Source organism: Thalassorhabdomicrobium marinisediminis (assembly GCF_003072065.1).
Lineage (GTDB): Bacteria > Pseudomonadota > Alphaproteobacteria > Rhodobacterales > Rhodobacteraceae > Octadecabacter > Octadecabacter marinisediminis.
Map to the genome: position 1 here is coordinate 1 of NZ_QCYG01000002.1, position 24,569 is coordinate 24,569.

The window sequence follows — 24,569 nt, forward strand, 5'->3', positions numbered from 1 at the left end:
AGATCGTCGCATAGTTTATCTCCGACAATCGCATCTGTTGCTGCAACCGCCTCTGACAACCTTTCGAAAGCTGTCAAAGCTTGGAAGATTGCTGCCTGCAACGGGTCTTGAGGTGTAAGTTCACTCATACCTGACCCTCCTCAAAACGCATGCCACTTAAAGCGACCGACTGTGCCGCGTCGTCGAGCGCATCGCGAAGCAAATCTGTCAGCAGACAGATCTCCTCCACGTAGGGATCCTCAGGATCCAACATAGCGAAACAGGCCGCTTCGATGCTGTTCAACTTGTCGACATGATCGAGCTCGAGAAGCGAGAGCAATGCTTTGGCCTCTCGTGCGATGCGCCGCGTTAGGGGGTGCGGATTGCACAGGTCGGTGAGCAACCTTTGGGCTCGTGCGAGCCAATGGCGACCTCCGAGCAGCAAGGCTGCATTCTGAATGGCTTGATTGTGGGTTTCGGCAAAGTGGTGCAGCGCAGTGGCTGGCTGTGGAATATCGAACATAGTGTTCTCCATTCGGTGCCCTCGGCGGGATGCCTCGGGTGACAAAACGATCTATTCTCCTTTCTCCCAGACCGTGAATTGTGAAGTCATTGACTTCGGGGTTGAGTTCTTTGAGGCCGGCCGATCTTCCCGCTGCTCTCACCAAAAGGGCAGCGGGAAGATTGGTGGGCCTCGGGCCTCAACTTTGAGATTGCAGCCTTTACGTCTCACCCCTGCCTGCCTGATACCCATTGGCGGAACGCCTCGAAGGCGCCAGAGCCGTTTACAGGCCGATTGACTTGTCTTGCCTTGTCCAGTCGCGGGTCGCCTGTTCTGCTCGCTGCTTGGATTTCTCTCTGTCCGCGGTGTTTGGCGTTTGTGGGCGTTGGTGTAGCGTTGTTCTACCTCTGTCCTGCGCCGTGGTGCAGGGCTTCGCCCCAGTAGCGGACACGGAGTTGTTCGCGATGCATCGACGACAGTGTCAGGTAGCTTTCCCCCCTTCTTCAGTTCGTAATATTTCGTTCTGCCGATGCCCATGGCTTGCCAGGGCTTCGTTCGGGAAGCGGTGTTGGCCGCGAGGTATTCATCGCGGCTGACAGCGCCCTTTGCCGCACGCCGCTGCTTCTCGGCTTCAGCCTTTCGGCGCTTCTTTTCTGAAGCCGGCACAACTTGCTTGAGGTCGAGCGAGCGCGCCAACTCAGGGGTGATATCCAGCTGCTCTGCGATCGTCGCGCCCTTGTAATAATATCGCCCCTCACAGGGCGCTGATCCCATCGCCGGAAGCCGCGCCTTTTCCACAGCCTGCCTCACTATCGCGGTGACCTCACTCCTCGGCAGACCAGGCGTGGCCGTTGCAGCAATGGCGTCAATCTCTGCTTCTAAGTCAGGGACATCCCTCATGTGCGTCATGCACGTGGCATAGAGATGCAGCCACGTGTTCCGATAGCCTTCCGGAACGACACCCCCATGGGCGTCACTGATCGTTAGCAGATCTTCGAGGATGAGCTTGAAGCGCATTGATTGCGACAGACCGCGCGGCATTGCTCGACAGGGCGTTCTGGCTGGCTTCCCTTGTTTCTTTCGAGCCTCCAGCTCAGCGCGATCGGGACGGCCAGTCGCTTTGTAAATCTGATCCGCTAGGCCATCGAAGCCATAGCGCTTAGCCGTTCCACCGGACACACGAACGGCAGTCTTCGACTTCTCGTTGATGGTTTCAGGAATACGGAAAATGCGGGAGACGTCCCGACAACTCCTATCCACACCAAAGGGCCTTAGAAACTCGACCAGCGCGTTCATGGCGCCTTTCCACCGGGGTTGTGCCTTCTTGGGCATCGGCTTGATGAGCCAAATTGCCGCAAGGCCGCGACCGGTCTGAACAATCACCGACGGATGGGGCACGTTGTGAGCCGACAGCGTCGACGTAAGAGCCGCCTGAACGGTGCCGGCATCCTTGCCACGCCATTGTAGGGAATTGAAGTAGTCGAGATCGACATAAAGCGCGTTCAACGCCGCCAGCTTCTGCGCCTTTCTTCCGCCCCAGAACCGATTCAGTGTGAGATAGCTGGTGCGGTCGAGAAACGTCGGCATCTGCGTAAGAAGCGTCTCATCGTCAAGCGTGTAGTTCTCTACCCCTCCGCTATGCTTGCAGAGCACGACAGCTTTTCCACGAGCCGCTTGCGGGTGGAGAAGGCGGTAATAATCCTCGCCCCTCAGGTCGACAATCTGGTCGAGCGGGGCGAGTTTTTGATGAGATACATGCTGCATCTCGAGGAGATACGTCCGCGCTCGAGATCACGGAAAAATCAGGGCTGAAATTACGGGCGCACATAGTGTGTCATTGACGACTTGAGTTTCTTTAGCTCTACAGAGCGCTAATCTGGGCGGACCTATGCATGAAACGCCGTGCTTGTCGGAGTGTGGCATCTTCCTTTTTGTGCTTAGAGTGTCTTCATTTCCGCGGCTCCGAACAACAAGGGAGAGGATTGTAGCAACATGTTTAGATGAGCACTCGCGGCTCAGACTTGCCGTTCATGGACCTTAAAGCGAATGGCCACTGCCAGCCGAAGCTTCCGGTCGTGCTGGGCATGCGAACTCGCATTTTGTGCCTATACGATAAACAAACGGCGCATTCACTGAGGACTTTGGCTGCTCGCTTCTCTTCGTTTGAAATGTTTTTGTCACGGTCCAGACTTATCGTGCTGAAACTGTGGGTTGCACTTCCGCTCAGTGTTGGTTGATAGCTATTCTCACGATAGAATCGTTCTGGGGTGGACGTCGCCTCTCTTCGATTATGAGAACTTAAAGGCTGTTTCCAAAATGAGTGACTTTTCGAATTCCGGAGGCTGGCTGGTTGGATCGCAAACTGGCTTGGTAAACTGTGTCGACGAACTGAATTCCACTGCGTTTATCGGCATTGACTTTGGGACATCAACGACAGTTGCAAGCCTTGTTTTCAGAGACGAAACGGGTCGAGGGATCGAAGTTCGTCCCCTCACCCTTTCACAACCAAGCCAACATGGTGGCGTCGTTCGTGACGAGATCGTCAACACCGTGCTGGCGTTTCGTAACGAAACTCTTCTGTTCGGTAGAGATGCCTACAACCTCCGTTCGCGATTGACAGAAGGTCGGAACTCGTTTTCGTCTTTCAAAATGGGGCTCGGTCTGGACTTGGGCCCTGAATTTGCCGCAACAGTCCTTCCCGCCGGACGGGTGCCAAACATAACCATTGAACGTCCTGCTGATGCGGCACGCGAATTCTTCAAGATGCTCACGAAGGCCATAAATGAAGAGCTGGCTCGTCTTGGGTTCAAAGGAGACGCACGATTTGCTTTTTCCGTTCCCGCAGCATTTCAGGCCAATCAGCGACGCGACCTTATGGCCGCCATTCGCGGCTGTGGTATCGAAGTAAACGAAAATTGCTTGATCGACGAACCTAATGCTGCGTTCTTGAGTTACATACACGAGGTGGCCCGAGCACCTGACGGCGCAGAACTTCTCGCCCTTGCGCGCGAAAATAAGATCAGTGTTTTGGTCTATGATCTGGGTGCGGGCACCTGCGATGTCTCGCTACTGGATTTCTCAATCTCCGGCGAGCGGGTGACATCACGAAATCGGGCAATTTCCAAGTTCACCGCTCTTGGTGGCGACGACATCGACCGAGAGATCGCAAGAAGGGTCCTGGTCGGACAGCTCCGGCAGGACGATGGCTCCGAGGTTGAGTTGAATTCGCTCGATATCGAGGAAAAGATCCTGCCGAAACTCGCGCCCGCCGCCGAGAAGCTGAAAGTCACGATATCCAAGATGCTGGCTGACAAGGACGTGGGACATCTTGATAGGGCAAGAAAGCTGCCTGACATGGTCGTCGAAACGCAGACAGTAGCTCCCTTCAAGATGCGTGGCAACGTGATCAGTATCAGCGTGCCGTCGCTTTCGTTGCATCAGTTCCTGGACATTCTCGAACCGTTCTGCGGAGAGCGCAGCGGTGCGGATGACAAGCTGCACTTGGTTGGGCCTGTTCACGATGTGCTGGACAAAGTGTCCATGGACCCCGACGAAGTCGACGCAGTGCTCTTCATCGGCGGCAGTGCACAGAACCCGCTGATCCGGGCAGCCGTGATGGACGCCTTTCCGCCGGTAGTCCGGGAAGTCGTGCCTCGCAATCTGCGGGCCCTTGTTTCGCAGGGAGCGGCCATTCACAGCCTCGGGTTGAACGGTTTTGGCTTCGACTTCATTGCTCCTATCACCTCAGAAGCCATTTCTGTCCTGACTAAAGGCGGCGCCATCGAGACGCTGATACCTGCTTCGACGCCAGTGCCTTCGGAAGCCCCGTTTGTCATTCAGCTGTCCATTCCCGAAGGCGAGCAGAGACAATTGGATGTTCCGATTTGCTCGGGCGCGCGTGATCGGCTGGTTGGCATTGTTACAGTGAAACCCATTGGACACTCCGGATTCAAGGGGGGAGATGCTGTCACGGTCACGGGACATTTGAGCAAGGAGAAACTTCTCGAAGTGACCGTTGAGGTAGCAGGGCAGACGGCCCGTGCGGAGATTATGAACCCGCTTTCAAATGCGGCAGCGTCGCCCAGCGAGCTGGCAATGCTGAAGGAACGGCAGAAGTTCAACGAGTCAATGCTGCGCAATAACGGTCGACCTTCACCTGATGTCGTCAAGGCCTATAGCAAAGCTGCTGCGAATGCCGGTGAACACGAACTGGCGGCAGACCTCCTCGTTTCTTTGGAACGGATCACTCTCGGAAGTGATCATGCTACAAGCATCTGCTACCACTACTCGATGGCGGGGCGTGACAAGGCAAGCCATGAATGGGCAGGTATCGCTTACAGGCGTCGCCCCACTGCTGTGAATGCCCATAATCTGGCTTGTGGGGAGCGCGATAGAGGGATCCGGGAAAAATATCTGAGGCAAGCCCTTGAGCACGATCCTGAATTTACGAGTTCGGCAGCAATGCTTGCGAGTATGATCGAAGATCGCGATCCTGATGAAGCGCAGAAGCTGCGACAAATGATCATCACGGTATTGGAAGCGGGAACGCGCTCCTCGGACACCAGCATGCAAGAATTGCGTCGTCTGCGCGAGGCAGCTCGGCAGCTCGGCAAAAGCTCCGTCGCAGAAAGAGCCAAGTCGGAGATCAAGCGCCGGGAACACGCTTTGGCAGAGCGAGATACCGTGTTCCGCGAGGAAAACTTAGCAGAGGGGCGCGGAAAAATGATCGGTCGGGAGCGGCTATTTTGACTTGGTTTAGGAAAGCCGGAGAAATCAGCCCGCTACAAGTCCGAACAATCGAAATGGTTGTGGACAGGATAGGCGCAACTCCAGAGGGGAGCGCGTTCTGGGTGCAAGGCGCCGCCGGGACTGGAAAGACGATCGTGCTTTGTCACATAGCGCGACAGTTAGAGGCCCAGCAGCACAATCTGCGCATCATGTTCCTCACCTACACCCATGCCTTGAAGGGAATGATTGAGCAGGCCGTGAAGGAGGCGGGTTCCGATGCCGCGGTTTCCACATACAAGCGTTTCCTTTACTCAGACGAAAGCAAGTATGACATTCTTCTTCTGGACGAGGTCCAGGACGTCGACCGTCAAGAGCTTGTCGACCTCAGGAGCCGGTGCCGTCACCTCGTAATTGCGGGAGATTGCGAACAGCGCATCTACGAGCCAGACAATACTGAAGAAGCGATCATAGAAACAATACCTTGTGAAAAGAGACGCCTTCTGGAGCTCTTTAGGGTAACGAAATTCATTGTGAAGGCCGTCAAGTCCATCTTACCGAACACAATTCTGGCCGAAGGTGATGTGCAAAAGATCCGCGACGCAAGCGCGAGTGTAATACGCTTTACGACCCCCCGACGAGAAGCACGATGGGCTTTCGAAGAAGCCAAGGCTATGGCTCGGCCCAAGTATCCTGCGGTTATCTTACTTCCGCATCATGGCGCAATCCTGGAGTTCTGTCGAGAACTTGCAATCGACATGGATATTGCTGATAGCGGCCCGAAGATCTCGGTTAAGAATGGCAAAATCGAAGATTACAATTCCCTTAACAAGCATTTCGAATACCACAAAGTGGCTGTCAGGTTTTTTGGAAACGGGATCGGAAAGCTTTCTGACGCGGACGGTCGGCCACTTGTATTCATAATGACCTATCACAGCTCCAAGGGGTTAGACTTTGACGTGGTCCATATGCCGTTTCTCAACAACGACACGCAAATCGTTCGCTATAATCCAACACTTGATCGACAAGAGCTTGAGAGGAATCTGTTTTTCGTCGCCATGACCCGCTCGCGCGAGCGTCTGGTTATGAGTCACTCAGGGCAGAAGCCCCACCCTTTGGTAGATTTATTGCCGCGTGATGCCGTGGTATTCAAGGACTACCAAGAACCTGTGTCCGAAGAAGAGGAAGACCTGTTTTGACACGTCAAGAAGCTGTCGTGCTGAGCTATCTTGAATGGGTTCGGCTGATCAACACCGGAGGTATTCGCTTGGACGACCGTCGGATCACCCGCTGGTCGCCAGAGAAAACCGTAGAGCAAGATGCCGTCGCCGAACTGATGCTGGGCGCGCCCGATCTCGGAACCTCGGCCAACAGCTTCGTTTTGGCGATACTCGAACCGGATGTGCTGGACCGGATTGGTGCGAACGGCATGAAACTTGGAAAGCGACTTTCCATCGAGATGGTCCGGTCATTCCATTCCTTCACGGAAACGGCCTGTATCGTCCATGGCCACGATGCAAAGGCTACGGACTCGAGGATTACGCTCAGTTCCATGTCGAATGGCTGGCTTCGCTGGGTAGACGCCGTCGAGAAGGCCGAGAGGGAGGCCAAGGGTGAAACCCTGACGCAACTGTTCTCGCTCAAGCCGGATGACTGGTCGGCAGAATGGGTTCGGTCCCAGGAGAGCCGGATCGACCGCGAAAAAATCGCGAAATCGCGGGACACGATGTTTTACGGCTGGGCTTGCCTGCTAAATTCGGTCAACGCGCGTCCGCATGTCACCATCGAACTTCCCGCCGGTGTCAGTGAAGAAATCCGCTGCCTCCAGAAGGACTTCAATGTCGAGCAGTCATTCTTGGCGGCGGCGCCGTTGTTGTGCGAATTCGTCGGGGGCTTACATGATCCACAAGAGACACCGTCAGATCTTCTGGCCTTTGCGGCTCTGAAACAACATGAACGATACGTCATCAAGCGTGACGGCGCGGCCCTTGATGTCGACGCGCTTACTGCTGATGTGAAATTCTTAAAAGAGCGCGATTCCGGATCCGCGACTATGCTGGTCCAGATTCTGGGTGAACGCCTCCCCAGCGAGATCATACAGGCCCTCAAGAAAAGCCTGACGGGCCGGAGTGGTCCGGAACCATTTTCAGGAAACTCAGTGGATTACGGCTCGTTCCAGGGTCCTGATGAAGACGTGCAAACGAGGCGAACGCCCCCTCAAGCCGGCAACGAAGAGCTAACCGTTGCCGACGGCGGTGCGCAGGCAGCGTGCGGCGCAGCCGAGGTCTCAGAGCAGGCCACTGCTCAAGCCAGGAGAGAAACAGAAACTACCGATACCCCGCAGATCCCCGTCTGCTCGGCGGCAAGCACAGCCACGAACGACAGCGGCTTTTTGCCCACCACGGCCCCGATTACCGCCGGGCAACGTCAGGATAAGAACCAGGAAGGTCAGCAATCGCTATTTCCTCCTTCAGTAGCTGCCGATGCGCCGGATGCGGAGCCTAAAGATGAGGATCACGCTTCGGCAACCCACGAACAATCTGGGCAAAGATCACCAGGGCATGATGGTGTCGTCACAGGGATGTATGCGCCACTTTACGAACATCTTCTGTCTATCGAGCCATCGACGCGATCCAAGAAGCTCGAGTTTGTTGAAATCGATAACATGCTAATTGGAAATAAAAAATTGCCTGAGGCATCGCGCAAGCCCAGCTCGTTTTGGTCGAACGACGCGAAGGGGCAACAAGTGAAAGCTTGGACCAATGCGGGGTTTTCCGTATCCGAGGTCAGCCTTGAAGAGGCCTGGGTGCGATTTGAAAGGGCTACTGTTGGGTTGTAACATCTCGGAGAAGCACACTTTTGGTTTGAATGCGATCCAGGAACGAGCGGAGCACTGGCCGTTCTGGAACCGCGCTTCCCACCCATTGATCCTTCACGTAGCGAAAAAAGCAATACAGCGATTGGGCGCACCGACTGGATCACGGCCTGCAAAACCACAAGGCTTGCCGTCCGCCCGGCGCGGAACCCTCGCCAGTATCTCGCTTGTAGCTCCCAACCGAAAGCTAACATCCAACCAGAGAGATCTCTGAACCGCAGACCAGACGTCAGCTCGAAAGTGTGGGGACGGCGCACCGCATACGACAATTTCGAGGCCTTCATTGAACCGAAAGTGCGAATACTGACCGAAAGAGATGTTTTCACTCAGTTCCGGTAATCCCACGGCATCTGAAAATTGCTGCCCCAGATACCTATTTGACCTTCGCGGGCTTCGTTCTCAAGCGCAACATAGTCCAGTGAATATTCCCGGTAAGCGACCGCAAATCCCTGCGTTACCATCCAGGCGTTGATGTCGATGTTTCCGAGCTTGCAGACAGAGACAAGGCGCCGGTAGCGATCGACGTCCTGGGTCCAGCATTCCACAGAACTTCTGCCGATCAATGTGTCGAGTTCGTTGGCGGCAAGCTGCCCGCAGCGATACACATTACTTTCGGCGCCTCGACAGGGCTGGTTGGATTCAGGTGCATCGATACCATGAAGCCGGATACGCTGCCCATGAATTTCGATTGTGTCTCCATCAACCACGGATGCGGTGCCGATGACGTCCGCCTGCCCGCGGGTGCGATGATCGTCAATAGTGCTTGTCTCGAGCGCCTCCTCAGGGACGTCATCGAGCGGATTCCTAGCGCCGGCTTCACTCGACAATCTTTCTTGGATTGTGTCGGTGACTTCGGGAGACCCATTGGGTTCGATGTCCGCGCTGTTTGGCGATGGCGCCGTCTCCCTTTCGATCTCATCGAGAACCCTCTCCCGGTCGAGGGCGACTGAGAAGATCACGCGACGAGAATGCTCGGCATCTTCGAGCCCGTCCTCTGTGAGCACCGGCTTGCCGGAGGAATAGCCGATAGCAACCAGGTGCGCCTGTGCCCAACGTTGCGTGTCTTCGCTATCTACGAAATCGAGGCAAGAATTGAGCACGTTCTGCGAACGGCGCTGCGAGAGATCGAGATTGTTGCGGTAAGCCTCGTCCGGCGTGCTGGTGAGGCTCCATTCGCTCGAGGCATGGCCTTCGATCTGAACGGAGGCGATCTCGAGACCGGAACTCTTCAAGACTTCGAGCCAAGGTGCGCAGGCGGCCGACAGGAAGGTTCTGAGCTTTGGTGTGATCTGATCCTTGCCCCGCTCGAAAACGACGCCCTCAGGTAGCACGATCGAGCCATCGGGCTCGATATGGCCACCGATCTCGTCTACGAGATATCCCAGCTCATCGCGGATCGCTCTTGTCAGTGCCCGCTGCTCATGCTCTGCCCGAACCAGAACCTCGGAGATGTCCGCGAGACGTTGATCGGCACCTCCTTCCTCAAATTCGCTCTCGGCTGCAGCCAGGGCGCGTATGATCATGTCGTTTTCGCCAATCTCGACAAGCTTTGACAGTTCGACCAGTGTTTCCTCGTCGAGCTTGGCAGCGCCGGCCAGAATACGTTGAAGCTGCTCTTCTTGAATAAAGCGGGTGAACTCCTCTGGCTCGATGGTCTTCATTGCCTCGCGAATGTCGACCCCAGCCCCCTCGATGGTAACCAGAGCTTCCATGCGCCCATCGTTGAAGGCTGCCAACAGCTCTGCTTGTTGATCAGGCGACAGATTTCCGTAAGAGGCGATGATTTCCTCCTTTTCCTGACGCAGAATCTCTTTTTCTTCCTCCGCCCTGGCCTGCCAATAGGTAAATAGCAGCAATAGGCAGAAGGCGAGCAGGATAAATGCTTCTGCGATCGTGAGCCCCATGATGGCTCCACGGCGATAATTGCGATCTGCGGTTGCCATGCTTTCGCGGTCGGAAATGGCCATTTGGACGCCTACTCGTCAATTATCAATGTCGGGATCACCCGTCACCCGGTGTGCGACGGCCGGAAAACGACCGCTGGGTGGAAGAGCTGTCGGCTCGTAAAGTGGGGTGGGAAGAACTTTCGCCAGTCTCCGCTGCTCCAGGGGGACTCACGCTTAGGATTGGCCGCCCCCCTTGAGGTGCTTCGCCACCTGCTTTCGGATCTGCTGCGATGGCGTGAGATACCGATTGATCGGATTGGGTGGCTATCCGAGTGGCATTCTCATGCGGGCTGACGTTCTCATCGAGCCTGGCGGCGTCGTGACGATTGCGTTTGGCGGCTTTCCTAAGATCTGCTTCCACGTTTTCGGACACCTCGCTGATGCGTTCGGTCAAACGTGCGAGATCATTTGTGCTTCGTGTGAGCTTACCCTTGAATGATGCCATGCTCTTGGTGATCGGCACATCGCGCAGATCGTCATCGAGCGTGCGAAGGCTTTTAGAAAGAGAGGACAGGCTATCTTCAATCGCTGCAAGGCTTTCTTGGGTCTTAGCAGCGTTGTCGCGCTGTTCTTCGAGGGCTCCGATATGTGCCTCGCTCAGGCTTTTTGCGCTCTCACCGATCTTGGTGAGACCAACCTGCATTTCCTCGACGGCCGTCTTCGTGCTGTCGCCGACAGCTTTCGAAATATCTTCGAAGATCGTTTGCGACTGGCGCTCGACGGTATACTTAAGTGTGTCAGTTATTATGCCGCTGCTTTCTGCGATCCGCCCTTCGGCGCGCTTGACTGCGACATTGATGCTTTCAGCGATTTTGGCCTCCCTCTCGACGGCCATCTGAATAGATTCCGTCGAGAATGTCCGGATGTCTTGCACACTTTCCGATAGCGCCACACGGAAGTCGCGCACCTGGTCCTGTAGTTCCCGCCGAGTTTCGCGATCGCGCACCATGATATCGGGTCTGATTTGCATTAGGAGCACACGCAGGAAAACACCGACGATTGTTGACGAGAGCGCAACGCCGAAGCCAGAGATGACTTCCGGAAGGAGGTCGGTCTGCGCTGTTGCCTGTCCCGGCGCTGCAACCTGGTAGAGCGTATAGCCCAGCGAGGCGAGAGTGAAGAGAAAGCCCAGATAGTAGCAATTGTCGCCCAGAACCTCGGGCTCCAGCATCAATTTACCTGAGAACCAGGAGGTGAGCGCGTATCCGCACAGGATTATGGCGGCAAAGACAGCCACTCCAAAAGGATGGATATTCAGCATTTTCAGAGTGATCGAGCCCACTGTGCCAGCTGCAAAGGCCAAGATAAAGGCGACGCGATCGAGACTGTCGCGCGGGCTTACGGCATGCATGCGTGTTCTGCGCGATAAAGCCATCAGAGATCCCCGAGATTTCGGACATCGAACCGTGCCGACGTTCCTTGACTGTCGAAATACCGTGCCCAGAATGTATCGACCTTTAGAGGGTCACCAATATTGGCGGAGGTGCGCGGAATACGCAGAAGCGTCACCCCGACCTCGTCGAGATTGCCAGCGAGGCGCTCGTGCGCACGGGTTTCGGTAAAATGCTCCCACCCCTCTGAGCGATAGAATGACAGCACGCTGCTATTCTGAAGCATGTCGGAGACGATCACAAGGCGCCTTAGGCGCGTGGTCGTGAAGTTCGGGGTTCCAGAGACGAGCGCCTGCAGGCTTTCCATGATCGGAGAGGTGTTCTGGGTTTCGCTTTGCATCATCTTTTCGAGGGTTTCATGAAGCGGCAGCAAGAATTCATCATTGTAAGTCTCGCCCAAAATAGATGGATTCTGTATGAGGGGGTTTCCGTCCTCTGCTGTCTGAGGCTTGCACTTGGCAAAGCGCGCTCCCCAATCGGAAGGATCTTCAGAGACAACTCCCACCGAGAGTAACGTTCCCCGGGGTGAGGACGCAATTTCGTCACCAAGCCAAGTTTGAAGCTGGTTGGCTTGTGACCGCGTCAGCGGGTCGGTCAAGTCAAGAAGGACCACCATCGCACCAGTGGGCCCTTCTACGGGGCAGAGCGTCACCGCATCGGTTGCATTTGCCTTTCTTTGGCGGTCAGCCAACCAGAATCCGCCTATAACAAGGGCTACGACTACGACAATTACCACTCCCCAGCCAATTGTGCTCAAGACGCTGGCGGACGAGCTCCGGCGTCGCGATGACGATCTGCGGGCGGAGCGACGCTTGCGAGGCCGTGCCATCATTGGCCTCCCTTGCGTTGGGCAACAACGTCCGCATCACCTTCCAGAGTCTCGGAAGTGACTTGTTCTTCGGGGTTTTTCGCAGGCTGAACTTGACGGGGCCGAGGTATGTAATTGCCTTGGATGTCTTCGATAGAGCGGTATTCGTCAATCGAGTGATTGACCTCATCGAAAATCTTTTTGATCGTCTCATCGACGGACTCTGTGATCGCCGCACGCTCTTTTTCCGCATCCTGGCGACGAGGTCCTTCGGCGTCGGTCTTGTGGAAAGGCTCGAAGCGAAATTCCTCGTTAAAGGTTTTGGGCGCGGGTTCCGTGCGGGCCGCAAGATTGGCGTCATGATAAATCGCGAGCAATGTCTGGGCCTTTACATCGCATTGCTCTAGGAATGCATTCAGATGCGAACCCAGCGTGCTCTGGCCAAAGAGCGCATCAACACTCTCGTTGATTCCGCGGCGCACCAGCGTGTCAGCTTCACGCAATTCTTCGATCGCATCGTCACGCTTCTGCGTAAGATCCGCAATCGCCTCGTCGAGTTCTTCCGCGTATTCGTCGCGAGCCCGAGTAACGTCTCGCTCGACGGCTCCATATCCTGGATAGACGTCAAGCGTTGCCAGACCCTTCAGGAAGGCGAAGAGCGAGATCAGGCAACCCACTACGATCAGAAGCCAGCTTTCGACGCTTTCGATCCCAAGCGGATTGGAGGTCAGGTTCTCGAGACCCGCTCTGGTCGCCTCCCTCCAATCGCCGATCATCTCGACGGAGTCTCGGAAATGCGCGACTCCAAGATTGAAACCGAGAGCGTAGGCAAACCAAAAAAGGAAAACTGCAAGTCCGAAGATCTTGGCGGCGAAGTTGCGGTGGATAGCCCATCGGCTTCCGAGGCCAGATACAAAAGATGCGCCTACGTTGGCAATCGAAACGAGTGTCGCAGCCATTATGCCACCCAACATACCGAGCTCATTCCGCTGAGCGAATAGATATCCATTGAGGATGACCTCTATCACGAGCAGTAGCATCAGGACCGCGATAGTTTTCATCCAGCCTGCAAAGTGCTTGGCCTCACGATCAGGGATACCGTGGATATCACGAAAGGTGTCGCGGTATTTATGGGCCCTGCTGACTCTTTCCTTGGGCGTAGTCAGGCGCGCGGTCCAAATGCGAACCTCTGCCCGGAAATCTGAGGTTGCCTTACCAGCGGCAATCTCAACCTCCTTACGAGCCTCGGATGCCCGGTTTAGGCGTTCTCGATAGACGCGCAGGTGTTCTTCGAAGTTCTGCAGCCCCTTTCGGCGCAGCTCCTCGACCCGCTCGATGATCTTCATCTCGACGTTGTCTCGGTTAAGTGTGTCCGCAGGCGGCTGATTCTGCTTGCCTCGTTTGCGGCCCTGCTCTTCCAGCCGTAGCGAGTTGGCGATGGCACTGGAATCAATCGTAGGGAAAACAGACGAACCGGGCGCAAAAGCATCTGTCGCGAATAAATTCTTCAAATTCTCAAGCAAACAAAAGACCTCTCAAAACACGAAACACAGCCTTTTCTTGGCTGCCCCCGACATAGTATCGTCAGTCAGCGCCTCGGAGTTTCGGGGAAGATGCCGGTAAGATCAATAGATTAACCTCCGGCCGACGCTTAATTTCCCAGTTTCTCGAGCTGATCAGTTGTTCAAGTAGCCCCTAGTGGTTGCACCATCGCCACGCTCGCTGGTTTGTCCATCCACCACAGTGTCATTATTTCCGAACCCACCATTCGCCCATCTCCATTTGGAAGCCGCACCTGTGCAAAAACGAGCTGCTACCAACTTAACTTCTTTATCGGGCCTTAATCTTCCACTGGAGCGCTGCACTGCAGTGTCGGGAATGCGGACATCAATCGGAAGTTGCACTTCTCAACGATTAGAAGCAAAGTCAGACTGACACAGTCTTCAGGACAAGCCAACGTCAAAGCCATCTTTGGAGAAATGCATCTCATCAATTCGCGCAAGCCCTCGGCGGATCGCACTCATCCACGAGGTCCTATTGCTGCCTTGGATTAAGTAAGTGGCGCCTTCTAACCGCCAACTGAGAAAGCGCCCCCGAGCAGATGAGCCATCCGGAACAGTTCGTAGTGCACGGCGGTCGGGCTGGCTCCGGTTCAGTTGGTTGTGTCTCGAATCTGGTGGAAATTCTCCGGCGGCGTTCTCCGAGCATGTGGATTTGGGCCTGATCAGGCCGCGAGGTCAAGGCTGATCGGAGCGATGGGCTGAGCCAGGGTTTCCCAACCATCCACTTTGCGCATCTGGATCTGGCCCGATGCCATCAGCGCCCAGAGAAGCATCGGCACGGTTTCAGCGCAGGGCAGGACGGTCTGGGTCTTGATGCGGCGGCGGAACTCCTCGTTCAGGCGCTCGATGGCGTTTGTCGTCCGCGCCGACTTCCACTGTGATGGGTCCAGCCGCGTAAAGGCAAACAGACGGTCCCCGGCCTCTTCGAGGCTGTCCGCAACCGCGCGGCATTTCAACCGCCATTTGCGTAGGAAGGCCTTGCGACGGCTTTCGACTTCGGCTGCAGTGTTGGCATAGATCATGTCGCGGTAATCCTCGGTGAGTTCGTCCTGCATCCGTTTCGGGGCGTGGCCGAGAAGATTACGGTGCTTGTGAACCGTGCAGCGCTGGATCGGTAGCTCCTCGCCCCAGAGCGCGACGAGTGCCGCCTCCAACCCGGGGGCGCCATCAACAATGACAAATTCCGGTCGCTTCAAGCCTCTCGCATCAAGATCGCCGAGAAACTGACCCCAGGCTGCTTTGCTCTCGCCGCCCATATTCTTGATGGAAAGCAGCACTTTCTGTCCGTCCCGGCGCACGCCTATGGCAGCCAGCACCGATATGTTCGTGGCGCGTCTGTCGATGCGTGTTTTGATCACCGTGCCGTCGAGGATCAGCCGCACGATGTCTTCATCGGCCAGGTTGCGCGTGACCCAAGCGTCCCAGTCGACTTTCACCTTGCGCCAAGCGCGGCTGACCACATCCTTGCTCACCGCCCCTTCAAACAGCCCATACAGCGCCCGTTTCACACGCCGCGTGTTGGTCCCGGCCAGATAGACCGAAGCAATCAGGGCCGCAGCCTTTTTGGTGAGCCGCTGATAGCGCGGCAGCGCCTTCGAGCGCCATTCGGTAATTTTGCCGGTCTCATCGATGGCGCGGGCGCGTGGCACGCTCACCGTTTCCGCGCCGAAGGTGCCGACAAGCTGACGCTCGCGATGACCGTGTCGGTAGCCCGTAGGTTTATTGGAGCCCCGATCATAACGGCAGCGCCCCAGAAACGCGTCCAGCTCCTCTTCGAAGACCGCTTCGATCGTGGCACGGATATTCTCTCGTAGCCGATCCTCGATCGGATCGTAACCCGCTTCATTGGCCAGTAGCGAAAGCGCGGCAATATCGGTATTGTTCTTCATGATGTGATCTCCCTGGCGGTTGCTGCCGCCGGTTGGGTGCGTTCAAGTTCACCCGGAGATTACGCCCCCTTCAAATTTCCACCACCTTCGCGACACGACCGTTCAGTTAGCATTGAAGCTCACGGCATCAGTGTCGCGTCGCCCTTCCAACAGTCTAAACGACTTACAAACCTACTGACTTTCCAACTTACCGACCTACAAACTTACCAACATACAGACTTAAAAACCTTGCGACTGCGACGTGCGGAGAAAGTTTAGAAAGTTTGTTTCCGTGATCCCACGAGCAGACCCACATCACTCCTGAGATGAAAAACACAGGAGAAGAACGATGCGAAAACCAATATACACCGATGCCGAAATCATCGAAGCCGGGGAGAACCTGCTGGTGCGCCGTGGCGGCGAGGTCTCAGCGACTGACATACACAAGGAGCTTGGCGGCAAAGGCAAGTATGCGAGGGTGCGGGATCTTTGGGAAACCCACTGCATCACTCGGGACGAAGAACAGTCCAATGATGACCCACTACCAGATGAGGTTCAGGAACAGATCGACCGAGCTATCGCCGGCCTAGAACAATCAATGCAAAATCTCGTCCAGGCACAGATCGCTCGGATGACCGAGCAGAGTATCCGGCAATTCGCTATTCGCGATCGTGATTTCGTAGTGCTTGAGAGGTCACATGCCAAGAAAGTGCAGACCTTGGAGGCTGAGATCGCATATTTGACTGAACGCCTCGACGGATTTTCTGCCGCAGAAGAGGAAGAACACGTTAGCGAGAACGCGGACCGCGCACACGAACGATCTGCATCTGCAAAACCGGCTCCGGCGCCGGTGGCCCCGGAGGCGGCTCGAAAGACTCCAGATCGACCTCTTCCGAAAACTCATCGTCCTGCTCAGAAGGCGGCGCGTCAGTCTTCCGTGAGGCCCAGGAAATCGCCTCAGCAAGAACGGACCCGGTCTTAATGCTGTCAAACTGGCTTGCTTGTGCAAGAACCGCTTCTGCCTCCTCGCCCGTTTGAACATCTTGAAGCCGGCGCCGTTGCGCGTCGGCTTCTTTTTTGCGCGCGACTTCCCGCTCGCGTGCCACGACCTTTGCGGCGTCACGAGACTTCTCCCGCTCCAAGGCCCGCAGTTGAAGCCAAGACTCCCAGATCATCCCATTCCGCATCTTGTTGGCCTTTCTGCACAGCCCAGCGGCACTGTCATCGCCCCCCTGCTCTTCGAGCCGCCGAGATCGAGCAGCGCGGCGGGGCCCAAGATGATCCTGGGCGATCAGCCCCTCTGGCGCATCCCCTGCGGCAGCCATGTCCTTATAGGATCGCAGATCGACCCGAGCAGCTGATCCTATGCGCTCTAATGATGCATTGGTTCGTTTCTCCCACTCTTGTCGCATCCGAAGGAATTCATTCGGACCTGTCTTCACGTCATCAAGCACTCGTGTCTTAACGCCGAACGAACCAGTGTCCGAGCATACCTTTCGGGTCGTCATCAGGATGTGAGCGTGGAAATTGCGATTGCTCTGCTCGGCATCGAAAAGGCATTCGATGTAGGCTTCAGAAGACATCTCAAGCTTTCCCGCCTGATGAAGCTGCTCACGTTTCAGATCGTGAAACCTTGGCGCATGAAGGTCGGCTTGCACAACAACGCCATACGTATCTCGGAGCCAAAGGCTAAACCCACGAACGAGCCTCACCTGTTCGTCGAGCGGTAGCTCGGCAGGCAGGCTGGGGCGAAGCTCTCTGATGACCCGCGCGTTGCTGCGGGTTTCAGCCTTCTCGGCACGGTTCCAAAGCGTGGCCGCGTCGCCGTCCCAATTGATCAATTCATGGGATAGGAGCCCGCCTCTCTTGCCCGCTCGAAATCGCTTGCCCAGCCGCTCGTCCCGGTAGGACGCGCGGGCGCAGTAAGCGGCGGATTTGACGGCGCTTCGACCATCGGCTCGGGAATGAACGACGACCTCAAGTCGACTTGCTGGATGTATCATACAAGGGATATCGGGCCCGAACCTCACATCCGCTCCTTCAGCCCCGCCGGCCAGGCGCGCAGGCAAACTTCAGTTTGCGTAACTGCGCGCTTGCCTACGGCAGACGAGGCTGGCAGCCGACGTGGTATTTTTTAGGAGCGGACCCCGATCGACGCACCCACTTCCTGTTCGAATCAACGAAAGGAATGCCCGATGAAAAATTTGGATACTCGTATTCAACAGACCCAAGCCAAGCTGAATGACCTGAGAGCGATGGCTCGCAAGCAGGAGCGACGCAATGAAACACGACGGAAGATAATTTACGGTGCAGCGGCCTTAAAAATCATATCGCAGTGGCGAAAAACCGCAGGTAAATCCGAGCAACAACAAGCCGAGGAATCTGGCAAAGCCGATCGCATGATGGCGGCGCTGCATCACCAAGTCAGTCGGGACAGCGATCGAGAATTTTTGGGCCTGGCCCTTGATGCGACTTCGTCAGAGGAAGGTGCATGAAATGCACACACTAACGTCTTGAACCGCTTCCGAGAAGGGAAACGCGACCACCGATGCCGCGAATTCGACTTCCTCCTCGGGGCTGTCAACACCAGATTGTCCTTTCAAACAGGAGACAGCCACGACGACAGCTGGGCTACCTTCAACCCTTGCCGCCGTGTGGCGCCAGCAACGGTCGCAACTGGGCGCGATGCCTTTGCCAAAATCCGCGCATTAACCACGTCATGCCGTTTACGTTTCAGTCGAGCGGCTCGCCGTCGAGTGAAAACCCCGAGTATACCGCCCATGGAGAAACCCCCTCCACAACATCTTCCACTGATTAAATCACAGGCTACCGAAGTGCCGCGACAGGTGGGGGAAAAACACCGGTTACAGTTTATTCCCCCTGAATGTTCTTTGTTCGTCGCCACTTTCGAATAGTCCGCATTACAAGGGGTCCAACTACTACCGCTCCTGTGAGCAAAATGAGAACGACGCTAGCAGTGTTTGTCCAGAGGATGGACCAATCTCCCCGTCCAATGCGCAGCGCAAGACGCAAGTTCTGCTCGGCGAAAGCGCCCAGAATCACGCCGAGAACGACTGGCGGAAGCGGGTAGTCGAGCTTATCCATAGCGAAGCCGACCAGACCAAAGCCCAACATCAGGTAAACGTCGAACATTCGTCCGTGGATCGAATAAACGCCGATCAGCATAAGCGCGATGATGATCGATCCGAGGAGTGGTCGGGGTAGCAACAAGACCCTTGCAAAGTTGTTAGTCGCCAACGAACCTCCGAGAAAAATCAGGAGCATTGCTCCGAATAGGAATTGCCACATGAAGCCGAAAACGATGTCCGGGTTCTCACGGAACAGCATTGGACCAGGTTGCAACCCATGGACCAATAACCCGCCCAACATAATAGCAGCTACAGCGGTGCCAGGGATTCCCAAAGTGAGCGCCGGAATTAATGCTGACGCAGTATCAGCATTATTTGCGGTCTCGGCTGCAGCGACACCCTCTGGCTCCCCCTTGCCCCAATCTTTAGGGTTCGTGGAGTCGCGCCGTGCCTCGTTATAGCTGAGGAACGCAGCCATAGAGCCGCCCGCCCCCGGTAGGATGCCAACAAGGATTCCAATAACAGAGCTTCGCGCCCAAGTTTTGGCGAACCTGCGCATCCCTGGTAGGTTAGCCCAAAAACTACCAGCGTTCAGTTCACTAGCTTTAGAAGCATCGGGGCTACTTGACTTCTGTAGCAAGTCAATCACTGGAGGCAACGCATAGAGACCGACAAGTAGCACTACAATATTAATACCATCTAGTAGCTCCAAGTGACCGAACGTGAACCTATCATAGCCTGTTATGATATCCGAGCCACACAATGATACGACGATGCCAAACGCTGCTGAAATTAAACCTTTAATCGGATTTCCACCTAGTAGAAACACGACGCTCGTCATCGCGAAGACGGCGATCCAAAAGATTTCGGACGGGCCGAAAAGAAGTGTGAGCCGTGCAAGCGGAGGGGCGAGTAGCATCAACGCTAAGGCGCTGGCTATCCCACCAATGGAGGACGAAACCACAGCTACTTGTAGGGCATATCCACCACGCCCCTGCTGTGCCATTGGATAGCCGTCAAAACTCGTTGCAACCGCAGCGGGCGTGCCTGGAATGCGAAGCAGAACTGCAGGAATAGCCCCTCCATACATAGCCCCGTTGTAAATCCCAGCCATGAGCCCCAGAGCGACCAGCGGCTCAAAGGCGAATGTGAACGGTATCAATACGGAAATTGCCATAGTTGCACTCAATCCTGGAAGTGCACCAACAATGATCCCTGAAAGCACACCAAAGACAACCGCTGCAAAATTACTAAAGGTCAGGACGTTCGGCAGAGCGTCTATAAGATTGCCATACATACGGTTTACCCCCAGCTCATTAAGAGTTCTTCGGGAAACCGCTGCCCCATGAATATCGAGAAGATTAAGTAAATCCCGCCTATAAAAATCGCGGTTGCGAGTGCCAAACCTCGCAAGCTTCGGTAGCCGAAGGACCAAGCGACGATAGGGATCATCATAATCGTTGACGTATAGAAACCGATATACTGCACTGCTAGAACGTAGAGCATAAGCGCAGCAAATGCGCCCAAGACTCTCCATGGTTGACCGATTTCCAGATCTTCTGGCAGGCTTTCACGACGCAGGTATTGAGTAGCGATAAGAGTCGCCGCTAAGATGATGAGACATACCAGCATTGTAACTGGCAGCAACGCCGACATGGTCGGTAAGCTTATTGCGTTCCCCAAGAGTGCAAGGCTGCCTGCAATGATAGACACTGCAAACCCGATTTCAAACCAGAGCCTGCTGCTCCATCCCTTGTTTCCCATGTTTCTTCCCTTGATGTAGCAGGTAACTCTTCAGTTACTGATGCGGTCGAGGCCGGCCCGCCACGACGTGGCAGCGGGCCAATCGTTTATTTCCAGGGAGACGTTTCCCAAACACGCTTCGCAAACTCGAGTTGTGCGTTATTCAGCATGCGGAAGTCCTCACCCAAGGACAGCCTAGTTGGGTTTGAAGTATCGCGCATCGCCTGTTGAAACTCCGGATCATCAAAAGTTTGACGGAATGCATCCATCAGCTTTTGCTCCACTTCCTCTGAAAGACCTTCTGGCGCCACAAAGCCGCGCAGAGAACCATTCACAACGTCAATGCCTTCGGATTTAAGGGTTGGCACGTCTGGTGCGTATTCAGAGCTTTCCTCCGAGGCGATCGCGAGCACGCGAATGGACTCCTCAAACCCAGCGATCTCGGACACGTTTAGAATTCCGGCCGCCACATGCCCACCCATGATAGCCGTGCGAGTTGGAGCAGAGCTACCAAACGGGACGAGCGTAAAGTCGGTGGCGGTAGCGTCTTCTAGCGCGATGAACATGAAATGATCATCGCCCCCCAAGCCTGAGATGCCCATAGTGATCGCGCCCGGATCGGCCTCAGCCTCTTCGATCAGCTGCGCCATGCTTGTGATCGAGCTCGATTGCGGAGTGACGATAACATTTGGGTCATTTACCACGTTGGCGAGGTAGGTGAAGCTATCCGCAGTATAGTCTGCTTCACGGTCGAGCGTGCGAGCCATCACGCCCGGCAGGTTGTAAGTGCCGATTGTGTATCCGTCTGGCTCCGCCTCCGCGACCTGAGTCACGGCGATCTGGCCGCTTGCGCCAGGGATGTTTTTAATTACTACGTTGGCTCCGTCACCAATATATTTCTCTAGAAACGGCTCCAACGTGCGCGCCATCACGTCAGTTCCACCACCGGCAGAGAACCCTACTAGCAACTCGATGTCGCGTTCTGGATACTCGGCCAGAGCAGCCGAAGCTACTAAAGCCGCCGCACTAGCGAACATAGCTGTTCTGAAAATATTCATAACTTCTCCTCCTATTTGCCCATCGACCATAACCGAAGCTGCGCTAATCAACAGAGCAAATTTGTAGATATTAAGAAAAGCAACCCTTAACCTAAACGGAGCACTTCCGTCTGTAGCCGCAATCCAGATCCGAACATGACAAGCGCCGCTACGGAGAACAGAACCTCCTGCGCCACAGCCCCTGCGAACACGCCAAAACTAACGGCACCAAGGGCGGGAGCGCCACGAAGTGTCATCGTATAAAATGCAAGAGCTCTGCCTTGAACCTCACGCGGTAAGTTGGTCTGAAGCATGATCTGAGTTGAGATACCATTGGTTAATATTGCGCCAGACAATACGGCTAGCGCCCCAATCGCGATGGTGACCGTGCCGAAAAGGAATGCAAATACGGCCAACGTAGCCGCAAGACCAGCCGTGCTAGAAACCTGACGACGGGGGGCTATTCTTATTAGAAACGATGTCATCAAGACCCCAAGCATTGCGCCAAATCCCTGGGCAGAGGTCAGAGAGGAGTAGACATGCGTCTCTGTTACAGCGTTTGATGCGAACCTGCTGGCAAAGGACGGTAAGAGCTCAAAGATGGGGCGAACACAAATCCCCAAGAAAAGGAAATAGGTAAATAACCACCGGTCGATTGGTGGTATACTCTGGAATACAGACGCCCAACCTCTCAACCCTTGATCGCTCGCTCTGGAGAATGACGCTTCATGGCTACCCGCAATTCGCAACTGCCCTAAAATAAGTGAGAACAAGAAAAATGATGCCGCGTTCAAGCTGAGAATAAGGACGAACCAACCCATTGAGATCATCAGACCTCCGATGGCAGGCCCAATCATCCGGCCTATGTTGAAAGCAAGTGAGTTGAGAGTGATTGCACTGGAAAGTTTGCTCCGGTCAGCAACGCTACCGACGAGTAGCAATCTCAGCGGGTGGTCGAATCCGCTTAGCAGTCCCGTGAAAGCGGTTACGGCCAGAAGAAGTGGAACGGTCACCTGATCGGCGAGTGTAAACCCCGCTAGAATGATAGGTGGCAAAGCTGAGAAGACTTGTATAATAATTATTAACGAGCCTAACGGGCGGCGATCAGCTAATACACCAGCGACAGGCGAAGCAATTAGCGCAGGAGCAAGATCAAGGGCGGCAAGAACCCCTAGAATAGTCGTCGAAGCTGTTAGATCCCACGCTATCCAGAAGACCGCAACTCGCTGCGCCCAAGTGCCCGTGATAGACAGCAGGTTTCCCGCCAGATAAAGACACAGGTTCTTGTCTCGCAGTGCCGTAAGCATAAATGTTAACTATCGGGAAACTCGCAGCCGCTTTCTCGCAGGGCGGCATCAACCCAGCTACGATCTATGGTTCCATTCAAGATCGCAGCCATCTGCTTTTCTTCGCGAGCCTTTTTCTCTCGTGCTGCCTCGAGCACGCTATCCATCTCGTTATATGGAACAGAAAGCACACCATCATTGTCCCCAAGGACCAGATCGCCTGGCGAAACTACCATACCGCCGACCGAGATAGTTACATTAATCTCGCCGGGTCCGTTTTTATAAGGCCCGCGGTGAGTCACTCCGGCTGCATAGACTGGTAGATTCTCGTTATAAATTTCATCTATATCTCGGATCGAGCCATTCAAAACAAAACCCGCTATGCCACGCCTTATCGCATGCGCGAGCATTAATTCCCCCATCAATGAATTGGTAAGATCTCCGCCAGCATCCACGACGATTACGTCTCCTGGTTCTGCCATATCGATGGCTTTGTGCAAGAAGAGGTTATCCCCCGGCCTGCTTCGCACGGTCAGCGCCGACCCCGCTAAGGTGCCACTTCTGTGCATCGGTCGGAGCTCTGGCCCAGCTGCAAAAACACGCGCCATGCAGTCGCTAACGTTTGCGACCGGCAAAGCTCTAAACGCTTCAATCATGTCCTGGCTGGCCCTGTGTTGGGCGAGCAGGATACGGTTTCCAATAGTCATGGCCTAAATTCCTTTTTCGACGCTTTTGTTAAACGTGTTGGTCGATTTTGTTCACAATTCGATCCGCTGCAATCGCACGTTCTTCAACGAGGTCGATAATCCCTTGCACAGCGTCTTTGCCTACGCGCTCCATGGCTTCAGCTGTCGAGGCACCGATATGGGGCGTCACGATCAGTTCACTAGCAGCGAATAATGGATGGTCGTTTTCAAGTGGTTCGGTTTCGAACACATCCAGCCCCGCCCCTGCGATCTGACCATCGTCGATTGCTTTCAGGAGCGCCAATTCATCGACAAGTCCGCCACGTGCAGTATTTATGATGTAACTCCCTCTCGGCAGCATTGCGATGGTTCGATCGTTCAAGAGATTTCTGGTATCAGGCGTCAACGGGCAATGAAGACTAATGATGTCCGACTTCTGCAACATAGACTCTAAATCAGCAAATTTGTCCATTTTTGATGCCTTAAATACGGACGCATCAGCGAAGGGATCATAGGCAGCAACTGAAAGCCCCAAACCGCGGAATAGCTGCGCCGCCGACTGCGCAATTGCACCAGCACCGACAAGGCCGACACGCATACCAGCGAGCTCGCGCCCGACAAAGCCCATCTTTTCCCACTTCCCCTGACGGAGCGTGATATCTAGCGACCGCAGGCGCTTAACAGCAACCATGGCCAACGTTACAGCGTGTTCAGCGACAGATACCGCATTGGACCCTGTTGCACGAATTACTTGCACTCCGCTTCTCGTCGCAGCCTGGACGTCAATGTTGTCTACTCCTGCGCCGTGCTTAGAGATAACCTGCAGTGAGCGCCCAGCCGCTATAGGCAATGCGCCCAGCGTGCCAGCGCGTGAAACGATTCCAACCGGATCATGCCTGCGCACCAACTCTACCAACGTAGCGGCATCCGCGTAAGCCGGCGTATAGATGAGCTCATAGCCAGCCTCTTCAGCAAGATGCACGGCGCTCGTTGCGATGTCGGGGCCGCTTACGAGAATCTTTCGCACATTGGACATCACACCACTCCCCTCTCATGTCATGGCAGCCACTAT

General features: G+C 55.2%; 18 protein-coding genes. 4 read left to right on the plus strand and 14 right to left on the minus strand.

Annotation, left to right across the window (positions count from 1 at the left end; genetic code table 11):
• Window positions 1–124: 124 nt before the first annotated feature.
• Together DC363_RS02410 and DC363_RS02415 are read right to left on the minus strand one after the other, a co-directional pair.
• Window positions 125–502: a hypothetical protein gene (locus DC363_RS02410; RefSeq protein WP_108639547.1), complete on the minus strand. Its 378-nt coding sequence runs from the start codon at window positions 500–502 to the stop codon at window positions 125–127.
• Window positions 503–640: 138 nt separating this feature from the next.
• On the minus strand, window positions 641–2,245 hold the full coding sequence (locus DC363_RS02415; protein WP_108639548.1) for a hypothetical protein: 1,605 nt from the start codon (window positions 2,243–2,245) through the stop codon (window positions 641–643).
• A gap of 552 nt (window positions 2,246–2,797) precedes the next feature.
• On the opposite strand from DC363_RS02415, the gene DC363_RS02420 reads away from it, so the two are divergent.
• From DC363_RS02420 to DC363_RS02430, 3 genes are read left to right on the plus strand one after another with little or no spacing between them, the layout of a single operon-like run.
• A complete protein-coding gene (locus tag DC363_RS02420) occupies window positions 2,798–5,230 on the plus strand; it encodes an Hsp70 family protein (protein ID WP_108639549.1) in 2,433 nt (810 codons plus the stop codon).
• Window positions 5,227–6,405, plus strand: a complete 1,179-nt coding sequence (locus DC363_RS02425) for a 3'-5' exonuclease (RefSeq protein WP_146180732.1) — start codon at window positions 5,227–5,229, stop codon at window positions 6,403–6,405. The genes DC363_RS02420 and DC363_RS02425 overlap by 4 nt, the downstream gene beginning before the upstream one ends.
• 17 nt (window positions 6,406–6,422) lie before the next feature.
• Window positions 6,423–8,045, plus strand: coding sequence for a DUF7662 domain-containing protein (locus DC363_RS02430; protein WP_108639551.1), 1,623 nt, complete (start codon window positions 6,423–6,425; stop codon window positions 8,043–8,045).
• A gap of 362 nt (window positions 8,046–8,407) precedes the next feature.
• On the opposite strand, the gene DC363_RS02435 is transcribed toward DC363_RS02430, so the two are convergent.
• The 6 genes from DC363_RS02435 to DC363_RS02465 form a co-directional block, all read right to left on the minus strand.
• Window positions 8,408–10,048 carry a thermonuclease family protein gene (locus DC363_RS02435; RefSeq protein ID WP_108639552.1) on the minus strand — a complete coding sequence of 547 codons (1,641 nt, stop codon included), beginning with the start codon at window positions 10,046–10,048 and terminating at the stop codon, window positions 8,408–8,410.
• A 34-nt stretch (window positions 10,049–10,082) separates the two neighbouring features.
• Window positions 10,083–11,402, minus strand: a complete 1,320-nt coding sequence (locus DC363_RS02440) for a hypothetical protein (protein WP_146180734.1) — start codon at window positions 11,400–11,402, stop codon at window positions 10,083–10,085.
• Window positions 11,402–12,109: a hypothetical protein gene (locus DC363_RS02445; RefSeq protein ID WP_146180735.1), complete on the minus strand. Its 708-nt coding sequence runs from the start codon at window positions 12,107–12,109 to the stop codon at window positions 11,402–11,404. The genes DC363_RS02440 and DC363_RS02445 overlap by 1 nt, the downstream gene beginning before the upstream one ends.
• A gap of 137 nt (window positions 12,110–12,246) precedes the next feature.
• A complete protein-coding gene (locus tag DC363_RS02450; RefSeq protein WP_108639555.1) occupies window positions 12,247–13,749 on the minus strand; it encodes a hypothetical protein in 1,503 nt (500 codons plus the stop codon).
• Between the two features lie 701 nt (window positions 13,750–14,450).
• Window positions 14,451–15,677, minus strand: a complete 1,227-nt coding sequence (locus tag DC363_RS02455; RefSeq protein ID WP_108639556.1) for an IS256 family transposase — start codon at window positions 15,675–15,677, stop codon at window positions 14,451–14,453.
• Window positions 15,678–16,444: 767 nt separating this feature from the next.
• A complete protein-coding gene (locus tag DC363_RS02465; RefSeq protein ID WP_241962901.1) occupies window positions 16,445–17,686 on the minus strand; it encodes a MobA/MobL family protein in 1,242 nt (413 codons plus the stop codon).
• A 165-nt stretch (window positions 17,687–17,851) separates the two neighbouring features.
• Between DC363_RS02465 and DC363_RS02470 the strand changes: the two genes are divergently transcribed.
• Window positions 17,852–18,151 (plus strand): hypothetical protein, encoded by a 300-nt coding sequence (locus tag DC363_RS02470; RefSeq protein WP_108639559.1) that lies wholly within the window; start codon window positions 17,852–17,854, stop codon window positions 18,149–18,151.
• A gap of 376 nt (window positions 18,152–18,527) precedes the next feature.
• On the opposite strand, the gene DC363_RS02475 is transcribed toward DC363_RS02470, so the two are convergent.
• From DC363_RS02475 to DC363_RS02500, 6 genes are all read right to left on the minus strand, one after another.
• Window positions 18,528–20,042, minus strand: coding sequence for a tripartite tricarboxylate transporter permease (locus DC363_RS02475; RefSeq protein ID WP_108639560.1), 1,515 nt, complete (start codon window positions 20,040–20,042; stop codon window positions 18,528–18,530).
• 5 nt (window positions 20,043–20,047) lie between these two features.
• The gene (locus DC363_RS02480; protein WP_108639561.1) at window positions 20,048–20,509 is read right to left on the minus strand and encodes a tripartite tricarboxylate transporter TctB family protein; all 462 of its coding nucleotides are present in this window, start codon (window positions 20,507–20,509) and stop codon (window positions 20,048–20,050) included.
• An 86-nt stretch (window positions 20,510–20,595) separates the two neighbouring features.
• Window positions 20,596–21,546, minus strand: a complete 951-nt coding sequence (locus DC363_RS02485) for a tripartite tricarboxylate transporter substrate binding protein (RefSeq protein ID WP_108639562.1) — start codon at window positions 21,544–21,546, stop codon at window positions 20,596–20,598.
• A gap of 86 nt (window positions 21,547–21,632) precedes the next feature.
• The gene (locus DC363_RS02490) at window positions 21,633–22,832 is read right to left on the minus strand and encodes an MFS transporter (RefSeq protein ID WP_108639563.1); all 1,200 of its coding nucleotides are present in this window, start codon (window positions 22,830–22,832) and stop codon (window positions 21,633–21,635) included.
• A gap of 5 nt (window positions 22,833–22,837) precedes the next feature.
• Window positions 22,838–23,518 (minus strand): RraA family protein, encoded by a 681-nt coding sequence (locus tag DC363_RS02495; protein WP_108639564.1) that lies wholly within the window; start codon window positions 23,516–23,518, stop codon window positions 22,838–22,840.
• Between the two features lie 28 nt (window positions 23,519–23,546).
• Complete coding sequence (locus DC363_RS02500) at window positions 23,547–24,533, minus strand: hydroxyacid dehydrogenase (RefSeq protein ID WP_108639565.1); 987 nt, start codon at window positions 24,531–24,533, stop codon at window positions 23,547–23,549.
• Between the last annotated feature and the right edge of the window lie 36 nt (window positions 24,534–24,569).

Coding starts and splice junctions, on each gene's coding strand:
- DC363_RS02420 (WP_108639549.1), top strand. CDS start 2,798: ATGAGTGACTTTTCGAATTCCGGAGGCTGGCTGGTTGGATCGCAAACT.
- DC363_RS02485 (WP_108639562.1), bottom strand. CDS start 21,546: ATGAATATTTTCAGAACAGCTATGTTCGCTAGTGCGGCGGCTTTAGTA.
- DC363_RS02410 (WP_108639547.1), bottom strand. CDS start 502: ATGTTCGATATTCCACAGCCAGCCACTGCGCTGCACCACTTTGCCGAA.
- DC363_RS02480 (WP_108639561.1), bottom strand. CDS start 20,509: ATGGGAAACAAGGGATGGAGCAGCAGGCTCTGGTTTGAAATCGGGTTT.
- DC363_RS02435 (WP_108639552.1), bottom strand. CDS start 10,048: ATGGCCATTTCCGACCGCGAAAGCATGGCAACCGCAGATCGCAATTAT.
- DC363_RS02495 (WP_108639564.1), bottom strand. CDS start 23,518: ATGACTATTGGAAACCGTATCCTGCTCGCCCAACACAGGGCCAGCCAG.
- DC363_RS02490 (WP_108639563.1), bottom strand. CDS start 22,832: ATGCTTACGGCACTGCGAGACAAGAACCTGTGTCTTTATCTGGCGGGA.
- DC363_RS02475 (WP_108639560.1), bottom strand. CDS start 20,042: ATGTATGGCAATCTTATAGACGCTCTGCCGAACGTCCTGACCTTTAGT.
- DC363_RS02455 (WP_108639556.1), bottom strand. CDS start 15,677: ATGAAGAACAATACCGATATTGCCGCGCTTTCGCTACTGGCCAATGAA.
- DC363_RS02470 (WP_108639559.1), top strand. CDS start 17,852: ATGAAAAATTTGGATACTCGTATTCAACAGACCCAAGCCAAGCTGAAT.
- DC363_RS02440 (WP_146180734.1), bottom strand. CDS start 11,402: ATGGCTTTATCGCGCAGAACACGCATGCATGCCGTAAGCCCGCGCGAC.
- DC363_RS02500 (WP_108639565.1), bottom strand. CDS start 24,533: ATGTCCAATGTGCGAAAGATTCTCGTAAGCGGCCCCGACATCGCAACG.
- DC363_RS02415 (WP_108639548.1), bottom strand. CDS start 2,245: ATGCAGCATGTATCTCATCAAAAACTCGCCCCGCTCGACCAGATTGTC.